This window comes from Micromonospora sp. NPDC049645 (genome assembly GCF_040675155.1).
Classification (GTDB): domain Bacteria; phylum Actinomycetota; class Actinomycetes; order Mycobacteriales; family Micromonosporaceae; genus Micromonospora.
Genome location: NZ_JBFAOI010000034.1, coordinates 1 through 9,984 on the forward strand (window position 1 = coordinate 1; position 9,984 = coordinate 9,984).

At 70.4% G+C, this 9,984-nt stretch carries 7 protein-coding genes; 4 read left to right on the forward strand and 3 right to left on the reverse strand.

The features are described 5' to 3' along the window. Window positions 1-202: 202 nt before the first annotated feature. Both AB0J33_RS30990 and AB0J33_RS30995 read right to left on the reverse strand, forming a co-directional pair. Window positions 203-856: an MBL fold metallo-hydrolase gene (locus tag AB0J33_RS30990; RefSeq protein ID WP_363618677.1), complete on the reverse strand. Its 654-nt coding sequence runs from the start codon at window positions 854-856 to the stop codon at window positions 203-205. Between the two features lie 7 nt (window positions 857-863). Next, window positions 864-1,580, reverse strand: a complete 717-nt coding sequence (locus AB0J33_RS30995) for a maleylpyruvate isomerase family mycothiol-dependent enzyme (RefSeq protein WP_363618679.1) — start codon at window positions 1,578-1,580, stop codon at window positions 864-866. Window positions 1,581-1,760: 180 nt separating this feature from the next. Between AB0J33_RS30995 and rsgA the strand changes: the two genes are divergently transcribed. The 3 genes from rsgA (at window position 1,761) to AB0J33_RS31010 (ending at window position 6,614) form a co-directional block, all read left to right on the forward strand. Beyond that, window positions 1,761-2,831 carry a ribosome small subunit-dependent GTPase A gene (rsgA, locus tag AB0J33_RS31000; RefSeq protein ID WP_363618681.1) on the forward strand — a complete coding sequence of 357 codons (1,071 nt, stop codon included), beginning with the start codon at window positions 1,761-1,763 and terminating at the stop codon, window positions 2,829-2,831. 190 nt (window positions 2,832-3,021) lie between these two features. After that, window positions 3,022-5,967 carry an excinuclease ABC subunit UvrA gene (uvrA, locus tag AB0J33_RS31005; protein WP_363618683.1) on the forward strand — a complete coding sequence of 982 codons (2,946 nt, stop codon included), beginning with the start codon at window positions 3,022-3,024 and terminating at the stop codon, window positions 5,965-5,967. Between the two features lie 158 nt (window positions 5,968-6,125). Continuing rightward, the gene (locus AB0J33_RS31010; protein ID WP_363618685.1) at window positions 6,126-6,614 is read left to right on the forward strand and encodes a Rieske (2Fe-2S) protein; all 489 of its coding nucleotides are present in this window, start codon (window positions 6,126-6,128) and stop codon (window positions 6,612-6,614) included. A gap of 233 nt (window positions 6,615-6,847) precedes the next feature. Here AB0J33_RS31010 and AB0J33_RS31015 read toward each other — a convergent pair whose 3' ends face one another. After that, window positions 6,848-7,249 (reverse strand): hypothetical protein, encoded by a 402-nt coding sequence (locus AB0J33_RS31015; RefSeq protein ID WP_363618687.1) that lies wholly within the window; start codon window positions 7,247-7,249, stop codon window positions 6,848-6,850. A 458-nt stretch (window positions 7,250-7,707) separates the two neighbouring features. On the opposite strand from AB0J33_RS31015, the gene uvrC reads away from it, so the two are divergent. Beyond that, window positions 7,708-9,696: an excinuclease ABC subunit UvrC gene (uvrC, locus tag AB0J33_RS31020; RefSeq protein WP_363618689.1), complete on the forward strand. Its 1,989-nt coding sequence runs from the start codon at window positions 7,708-7,710 to the stop codon at window positions 9,694-9,696. Window positions 9,697-9,984: the final 288 nt, after the last annotated feature.

Below are 9,984 nucleotides of genomic sequence, written 5' to 3' on the forward strand. Positions count from 1 at the left end.
CGCGGCGAGCAGGGCGAGGACCTCTACGGCTGTTTCCTGTCCCGGCTCCGGGCGGTCAGGCTTGGTCCCTGCGCCGGGCACGGCGGGCCCCCGCCCCCGTCGTGGTCCCGGCTTCCGCGGAAGTGCCGCCAGCGTCGGTGGGTTTTGATCTTTGGTGGTTCCCGGTCGACGTCGGGTCTTCCGTCTGGGGTGGGGGTGGGGGTTACCAGCCTCGGGCTTTCCACTGGGGGAGGGCGGGGCGTTCCGCGCCCAGGGTGCTGTCCTTGCCGTGGCCCGGGTAGAACCAGGTGTCGTCCGGCAGTTGGTCGAACAGCTTGTGCTCGACGTCATTGATCAGCGCGGCGAAGCGCTCCGGGTCCTTGTCGGTGTTACCCACCCCACCGGGAAACAGACTGTCGCCGGTGAACAGGTGCGGGGTGCCGGCCGGGTCGCGGTAGAGCAACGCGATCGAGCCCGGGGTGTGCCCCTTGATGTGGATGACCTCCAGCGCGCAGTCGCCGACCGCCACGGTGTCGCCGTCGGTCAGACGCTCCGCCTCGATCGGCAGCCCCGCCGCGTCGTCGGCGTGCACCAGCGCGCGGGCGCCGGTCTTCGCGACGACCTCCTCCAGCGCCACCCAGTGATCCATGTGCTGGTGGGTCGTCACCACGGCGGTGAGCCCGCCGTCGCCGATCAGGTCCAACAGGCGGGGTGCCTCGTTGGCGGCGTCGATCAGCAACTGCTCACCGGTGCCCGTGCAGCGCAGCAGGTAGGCGTTGTTGTCCATCGGGCCCACCGACAGCTTGCTGATGGTCAGCCCGTCCAACTCCCGTACCGCCGGCGTGCCGCCGTGGGTGACGTCTCCGCTGTATGTCATGAGTTCTCTAGATCCATTCCGGTGGAGTAGGTAGGGGACCGTCGGGGGTGACGGAGAGCGGGGCGCCGTCGGCGCGGCCGATCAGCCAGGCGGCGAGGTCGCCGACGGGGCCGGAAACGACCGGGGCGCCGCCGCGGTCCCCGATCACCACCTCGTGCTCGCTGCCGTCGAGGCGCAGCACCATCGACGGCGGTGTCGGACCCATGGCGTGGTGACTGGCCGCCTCGCGCAGCAGGCGGTGGGCGAACGTGTCCGACCAGTCCGCGGCGTGGTAGTCGGCGGCCAGGTCGAGGTGGTGCACCTCGATCTCCCGCAGCCGACCCCAGACGAGCAGCGCGGCCGGCCACGGGCCCTTACGCGCCTGCACCGTCGCCGCCCAGGCATCGGCCGGCATCACGGCGACCGCCTCGGCGAACAGATCCGCGGTGCGTCGCAGATCGTCCAGGTGCTCGGCGGGTGAACGGCCCGCGCCGGATTCGATGTCCGCCGCGCGGGCCTGCAGCGAGGCGTACATCGGCAGTGCCTCGCCGGTGCGGGCGGCGGTGAGCAGGTTGACGAAGCCGTCGGCGTTGCGCGCCACATGCGTCAGCACATGGCCGCGCGACCAGCCCGGCAGCAGCGACGCGGCGGCCAGGTCCGCGTCGTCGAAAGAGGCGGCGGTACGCAGTAGACGGCTGGTGGCCGCGTCCACCTCGCCCATCAGTAGCAGCGGATCCGTGGTCACCCGTCGACCCTAGCGGTCCGCCGCCCGTGCCGTCGCCGGGGAAATCGCTTTCGGCGCGTCGGCGCGCGACCTACCGTCAGCGGCAGACGCGGCACCGGGACATCGGACGGAGGTGGTGATCATGCCGGACGTGGCACGCGTGTTCCGCCATCACCAACTTTCGACACCGATGAGGATGCCATGACGATCGATCTGACCGCCCTCGGCTGGGACGCCGAGCGGGTGGCGTACGCCGCGCGACGCGGCGAGCACCAGCCGGGCCGGGTGGCCCGGGTGGACCGGGGGGTCTGCACGGTGCTCACCGCGACCGGCCCGGTCCGGGCCAGCCTGGGTGGGGCGGTGCTGGCCGCCGCGGCGCGCGACCCGTCCGCGCTGCCCTGCGCCGGGGACTGGGTGCTGCTCACCAACTGGCCGGACCGCCGCGTCACCGTGGAGGTGGTGCTGCCGCGGCGAGCCGCACTGATCCGGCGTACCGCCGGCAAGGACGCCAGCGGCCAGGTGCTGGCCGCCAACCTCGATGCCGCCGCGGTGGTGGAGCCGGTGCACCCCGAGCCGGATGTGGGCCGGATCGAGCGACTGCTCTCCCTGGCCCACGAGTCCGGGGCCCGGCCACTGGTCGTGCTGACGAAGGCGGACCTCGCGGCCGACCCGTCCGCGCTGGCCCGCCAACTGGCCGCGGTCGCCCCCGGGGTGCCGGTGTTGCCGGTCAGCGCCGAACGGGGCGTCGGGTTGGACCCGCTGCGCGCCGAGGTGGCGCCCGGCCGCACGCTCGGTCTGCTCGGGCCGTCCGGGGCTGGCAAGTCGAGCCTGGTCAACGCCCTCGTCGGGGCGGTGATGATGCCCACCCAGGCGATCCGGCGTGTCGACGGCAAGGGTCGACACACCACCACCTGGCGGGCTCTCGTACCCATCCCCGGTGGCGGTGCGGTGATCGACACGCCGGGCGTGCGGGCGGTCGGCCTGCTCGACGGTGCGGCCGGGCTGGACCGGGCGTTCGCCGACATCGCCGGGCTGGCCGAGGGCTGCCGGTACGCCGACTGCGGTCACGACGGCGAGCCCGCCTGCGCGGTCCGGGACGCGCTGCACAGCGGGGAGCTGTCCACCCGTCGCTGGGAGAGTTGGCGGCGGCTGCAGGGCGAGGTGGCCCACGAGAGCCGCCGGCGGGAGGCTCGGATGGCGGCGGAACGGCGCGGCGGGTGGCGTTCGGCCCGGCGTCGGGCGGCGCGTCCGCCGACGCCCGGCGGCTACTGACCCGGGGGTCGGGGCGACGCCTGGCTGTGCGGCCGACCGGTCTGAGCTGGGGGAATGTGCGGGCGGGGGAAACTGTCACACCTCGGGGCTAGAGTTGCCGAGGCGTGTTTTCCGCGCCCGCACGACCGCTCATTACCGCCCAGAGCGGGACAGATCCTTCGCTTCGTCTTCTTCCGGGAGTACACGCAACGTGGCCGACCGACTGATTATCCGTGGCGCACGCGAGCACAACCTGCGTGACGTCAGTCTCGACCTGCCCCGGGACGCTCTCATCGTGTTCACCGGGCTGTCCGGGTCGGGCAAGTCGAGCCTGGCCTTCGACACGATCTTCGCCGAGGGGCAGCGCCGCTACGTCGAGTCGCTCTCGTCGTACGCCCGGCAGTTCCTCGGCCAGATGGACAAGCCCGACGTCGACTTCATCGAGGGCCTGAGCCCGGCCGTCTCGATCGACCAGAAGTCCACCTCGCGCAACCCGCGTTCGACCGTCGGCACCATCACCGAGGTCTACGACTACCTGCGCCTGCTCTACGCCCGCATCGGTGAGCCGCACTGCCCGGTCTGCGGCGAGCGCATCTCCCGGCAGAGCCCCCAGCAGATCGTCGACCGGGTCCTCGCCATGACCGAGGGCACCAAGTTCATGGTGCTCGCCCCGGTGATCCGGGGCCGCAAGGGCGAATATGTCGACCTCTTCGCCGAGCTGCAGGCCAAGGGTTACGCCCGGGCCCGGGTCGACGGCGTGGTGCACCCGCTGACCGAGCCGCCGAAGCTCAAGAAGCAGGAGAAGCACACCATCGAGGTGGTGATCGACCGGCTCACCGTCAAGCCGAGTGCCAAGCAGCGGCTGACCGACTCGGTCGAGGCGGCCCTGGGCCTGTCCAGTGGCCTCGTGCTGCTCGACTTCGTCGACCTTCCCGAGGACGACCCGGACCGGGAGCGCCGCTACTCCGAGCACCTGGCCTGCCCCAACGACCACCCGCTCGCCATTGAGGACCTCGAGCCCCGGGTCTTCTCCTTCAACGCGCCGTACGGTGCCTGCCCGGAGTGCACCGGCCTGGGCACCAAGAAGGAGGTCGACCCGGAGCTGCTGGTTCCCGACCCGGAGCGCAGCCTGCGCGAGGGCGCCATCCAGCCCTGGTCCACCGGGCACAACCTGGAATACTTCCTGCGGCTGTTGGAGGCGCTCGGCGAGGCCCAGCACTTCGACATCGACACGCCGTGGCGGGCGTTGCCGGCGCGGGCGCAGAAGACGATCCTGCACGGCTCCGACGACCAGGTGCACGTGCGTTACCGCAACAAGTACGGCCGCGAGCGCTCCTACTACACCGGCTTCGAGGGCGTGGTGCAGTGGATCGAGCGCCGGCACTCCGACACCGAGTCCGAGTGGTCCCGCGACAAGTACGAGGGCTACATGCGCGACGTGCCGTGCGCGGCGTGCGGCGGTGCCCGGCTCAAGCCCGAGGTGCTCGCTGTCACCCTCGCGGGCAAGAGCATCGCCGAGGTGTGCAACCTGTCCGTGGGGGAGTGCGCCGACCTGCTCGCCGGCATCGAGCTGACCGACCGGCAGAAGATGATCGCCGAGCGGGTGCTCAAGGAGATCAACGCCCGGTTGCGGTTCCTGCTCGACGTGGGCCTGGACTACCTGTCCCTGGACCGCCCGGCGGGCACCCTGTCCGGCGGTGAGGCACAGCGCATCCGGCTGGCCACCCAGATCGGCTCCGGCCTGGTGGGCGTGCTCTACGTGCTGGACGAGCCGTCGATCGGGCTGCACCAGCGCGACAACCACCGGCTGATCGAGACCCTGATCCGGCTGCGTGGGCTTGGTAACACGCTGATCGTGGTGGAGCACGACGAGGACACCATCCGCACCGCCGACTGGATCGTCGACATCGGGCCCGGCGCGGGCGAGCACGGCGGCAAGATCGTGCACAGCGGTTCGGTGCCGGCGCTGCTGAAGAACAAGGAGTCGATCACCGGGGCGTACCTGTCCGGGCGGCGGTCGATTCCGACGCCGACCGGCCGCCGCCCACAGGATCCGGCCCGGGAGCTGGTGGTGCACGGCGCGCGGGAGCACAACCTGCGCAACCTGACCGTCTCGTTCCCGCTGGGTCAGTTGATCGCGGTCACCGGGGTCAGCGGCTCGGGCAAGTCGACGCTGGTCAACGACATCCTCTACGCGGTGCTGGCCAACCAGATCAACGGCGCCCGGCTGGTGCCCGGCCGGCACACCCGGGTCTCCGGTCTGGAGCACGTGGACAAGGTCGTCGGCGTGGACCAGTCGCCGATCGGTCGGACGCCGCGTTCCAACCCGGCCACCTACACCGGCGTCTGGGACCACGTCCGCAAGCTCTTCGCCGAGACCACCGAGGCGAAGGTACGCGGGTACGGCCCGGGTCGGTTCTCCTTCAACGTCAAGGGCGGGCGCTGCGAGGCGTGCTCGGGTGACGGCACGATCAAGATCGAGATGAACTTCCTGCCCGACGTGTACGTCCCCTGCGAGGTCTGCAAGGGCGCCCGGTACAACCGGGAGACCCTCGAGGTGCACTACAAGGGCAAGACCGTCTCGGACGTGCTGGAGATGCCGATCGAGGAGGCCGCCGAGTTCTTCTCCGCCATCCCGGCCATCCACCGGCACCTCAAGACGCTTGTCGACGTCGGCCTGGGCTACGTACGCCTCGGCCAGCCCGCGCCGACCCTGTCCGGCGGTGAGGCGCAGCGGGTCAAGCTCGCGTCCGAGTTGCAGAAGCGCTCCACCGGGCGAACGGTCTACGTGCTCGACGAGCCGACCACCGGTCTGCACTTCGAGGACATCCGCAAGCTCCTGATGGTGCTGGAAGGACTGGTCGACAAGGGCAACACGGTGATCACCATCGAGCACAACCTCGACGTGATCAAGACCGCCGACTGGCTGATCGACATGGGCCCGGAGGGCGGTCACCGGGGTGGCACCGTGCTCGCCACCGGCACCCCGGAGGAGGTCGCCGAGGTGGCGGAGAGCCACACCGGCGAGTTCCTGCGCCAGGTGCTCAAGCTCGACGGGGCGGCCAAGGGCGCGGCTGCCGCCACCACCCGGGCCGCCAAGGCCAACGGCGCGACCAAGACGCGGGCCAGCCGCAGGGTGCCCGCCGGCGCGCGCTGACCTCCGTGCGTGTTCTGGGGCGGGGCGGGCCGATCACGGCCCGCCCCGCCCCATTTGCCGGTCGAACGGATGCCGCGATGAACCATCCGGCACAGTTGCCCGTGTGGAGAAGTGTGGCCGGCCTTCGACCGGCGCAGCGGGCTAGAGAGAGGCGAGGCATGAGTGACGATCAGGCGCTGACCGGTCCGGGTACGCAGACCCGTCGTACCCTGCTCACCGGCGTCGGGGCGGTCGGCGCGGCCGTCGTGCTGGCTGCCTGCGGCAGCGACGACGACGGCGGCAGCGGCAGCGACGCACCCACCAGTGCCGGCCCGGCCGTGCCCAGCACCGGCGACGCCGGCGGCGGCGACCGGCAGAACGCCCAGTCGCTGGCCTCCACCGCCGACATCCCGGTCGGCGGCGGCAAGGTCCTCGCCGCCGAGGGCGTGGTGATCACGCAGCCGAGCCCGGGGCAGTTCAAGGGCTTCGACCCCATCTGTACGCACCAGCGGTGCCCCGTGTCGAATGTTGACGCCGGCACGATCAACTGCACGTGCCATTTCAGCAAGTTCTCGATCGAGGACGGGTCGGTGAAGGCCGGACCGGCCACCAAGCCGCTGCCGCCCAAGCCCGTCAAGGTGGTCGGCGACCAGATCTCATTCGCCTAATAGCTGGCGCCGGTTAGAAATTGATCGGCGAGGCTCTCCTCGGGAAAGCCGTGGATGGATTCTCGCTGAAATGACGTAGGTTGCCGTGGCGCCGACAATAAATTGTCGTTGTAACCGACGCTGTTCGTCTAATGCGCCCCGGGCCCATCTCATCGGGCCCGGGGCGCATTTCCGCTATTGGCGCGAGACCGGAGGGCTCCATCCGGTCATGGCGGACAGCCCGCCGGCGGGTTCTACGCCGGCAGGCAGATGGCTAGGCCGTCCCCAGTAACCGCGCAGTACGGGCCGTAGTTGCGGCCGCCGACGCCAAAGCCGGTCCAGGAGCCGTTCGCGACACTGCTGGTGGTGCTCTTCAGCACCGAACCGCCCGGACTGCTCAGCAGCCGGAGGGTGATCGTCTTGGCGGAACCGCTCGTGTTCTGCACGTTTGCAGCGGCAGTGCGGCTGGTCACGTTGTAGGAGACGCAGACCTGTCCGGTGGTGTTCGGCCGGCAGACCTGGTAATAGTCGTCCGCGTGGGCGGGCAGCGCCGGCAGCAGCGACGCGGCAGCCACCACGCCGACCACGCCGAACCTGCCGGGCCAGGGCCGCCGCCGGGCCGACGTAGTTTCGCTCGCGCTGATAATCTCTGACATCTCGTCCCCTTCCGCCGGATGCCCGCGGACAGCGCAGGCATCACTGCTTCGGATTGCACGATGCAGTGCCAGGGAGAGGCGGTCGATGCTTCGAGCGCGCAATTTCGGACAGGGTGAATCTGTGGAACGCGTCAGGCATCGATTGTCCCCCGTGGACACCGAACCATCAATCACTTCGGTGATCGAAACCTACCGAGTTCGAGCTGTCGATGTCAATGTTTCCATCGAATAAGGGTGATGACGCAATCGGTTGGCGATGTGCGACGGCGGCCTCCCGGACGTGCGCGGTCCGCACTAACGAGAATGTAATGGTCGATCGCGCGACGCCGTCCGCGCTCGTCGGCTGGACGGCAAGGTCTGCCGTGGCGGCGGACGGCGACGTCGATGTCGATGCCGCTGTCCGTGAGTGCGCGGCGGGGACGATCTGGGCTGTCAGGGCCGAAGGCTAGTCTCGGAGTGTGGCTGACCCCTCGACCTACCGTCCCGCACCCGGCACCATCCCGGAGCTCCCGGGGGTCTACCGCTTCCGCGACGGCACCGGCCGGGTGATCTACGTCGGCAAGGCGCGCAACCTGCGCAGCCGGCTCAACTCCTACTTCGGCGACGTCTGGAACCTGCACGAGCGCACCCGGCAGATGGTCACCACCGCCGAGTCGGTGGACTGGATCACCGTCGGCACCGAGGTCGAGGCGCTCCAGCAGGAGTTTACCTGGATCAAGCAGTACGACCCCCGGTTCAACGTCCGCTACCGCGACGACAAGTCGTACCCCTATCTCGCCGTGACCCTCGACGAGGAGTACCCACGGTTGCAGGTGATGCGCGGCGCCAAGCGCAAGGGCGTGCGCTACTTCGGTCCGTACTCGCACGCCTGGGCCATCCGCGAGACCCTCGACCTGCTGCTGCGGGTGTTCCCCGCGCGGACGTGCTCCGCCGGCGTGTTCAAGCGAGCCGGTCAGGTCGGTCGTCCCTGCCTGCTGGGCTACATCGGCAAGTGCTCGGCGCCGTGCGTCGGCACCGTCTCCGCCGACGAGCATCGGGCCATCGTCGACGGGTTCTGCGACTTCATGGCCGGTAAGACCGACACCATGGTGCGCAAGATCGAACGCGAGATGACCGAGGCGAGCGAGCAGCTGGAGTTCGAGCGAGCCGCCCGGCTGCGCGACGACGTGGCCGCGCTGCGCCGGGCCATGGAGAAGCAGACCGTGGTGCTCGGCGACGGCACCGACGCCGACGTCGTCGCGTTCGCCGACGACCCGCTCGAGGCGGCCGTGCAGGTCTTCCACGTCCGCGACGGCCGGGTCCGCGGCCAGCGCGGCTGGGTCGTGGAGAAGACCGAGGACCTGACCACCGGCGACCTGGTCCACCACTTCTGCACCCAGGTGTACGGCGGCGAGCACGGCGAGACCGACGTGCCCCGGGAGCTGCTGGTGCCCGAGCTGCCCGCCGACGCCGACGCGCTTGCCGAATGGCTCTCCGAGCACCGGGGCAGCCGGGTGTCGCTGCGGGTGCCGCAGCGCGGCGACAAGCGTTCACTGATGGAGACGGTGGAGCGCAACGCCAAGGACGCGCTGGCCCGGCACAAACTGAAGCGATCCGGTGACCTGACCACCCGGGGCAAGGCTCTGGACGAGATCAGCGAGGCGCTGGGCATGAGCACCTCGCCGCTGCGCATCGAGTGTTTCGACATCTCCCAGATCCAGGGCACCGACGTGGTCGCCAGCATGGTGGTCTTCGAGGACGGGCTGCCCCGCAAGAGCGAATACCGGCGGTTCATCGTCCGGGGTGCCACCGACGACCTCTCCGCGATGTCCGAGGTGCTCCGGCGGCGCTTCGCCCGCTACCTGGACGCCAGGGCCGAGACCGGTGAGGTGGGTGTGGAGTCGGCCGACGACCCGGCCGCCCCGCAGGACGCGGTCGAGCCACAGGTCGGCGTCCTGATCGATCCGACTACCGGCCGGCCACGGAAATTCGCGTACCCGCCGCAGTTGGTGGTCGTCGACGGCGGTGCCCCGCAGGTCGCGGCCGCCGCGCAGGCCCTCGCCGACCTGGGCATCGACGACGTGGCCCTGTGCGGGTTGGCCAAGCGGCTGGAGGAGGTCTGGCTCCCGGACGACGAGTTCCCCGTCATCCTGCCGCGCACCTCGGAGGGCCTCTACCTGCTGCAACGGGTGCGGGACGAGGCCCACCGGTTCGCCATCACCTTCCACCGGCAGCGCCGCTCCAAGCGGATGACCGAGTCGGCGCTGGACCACGTCCCCGGCCTGGGGGAGGTGCGGCGCAAGGCGCTGCTGCGGCATTTCGGCTCGCTCAAGCGACTCTCGGCCGCAACGGTCGAAGAGATCACCGAGGTGCCGGGAGTGGGTCGGCGCACGGCCGAGGCCATCCTGGCCGCCCTCGACAAGGACACGAAAGTCGGCGACGGCGCGGAGGCGAAGCCCAGCGCCTGAACGCTGCCCCCTCGCTCGCCCCCGGCTGGAGGCTGTTCACGCCGACCGTCGTGGTTTCACCGATGCTGGGAGCTTCGGACGTCACCGGCTGGGCGTGCACGAACCGCGCGTCGATCATGGAGTTGTGGTGCCTCATCAATCGGGCATCGGGGAATATTGCGCCCACCACGACTCCTTGATCGACGCCGGGGGTCGGTCGGGACAGCCCCGTCTGGTGGCGCTGGCGTCCCCCGTTGGGGTGGCTTGTCGGGTTTGGTCGGTGGTGTCGGGTGGTCGGGGCCACCCCGG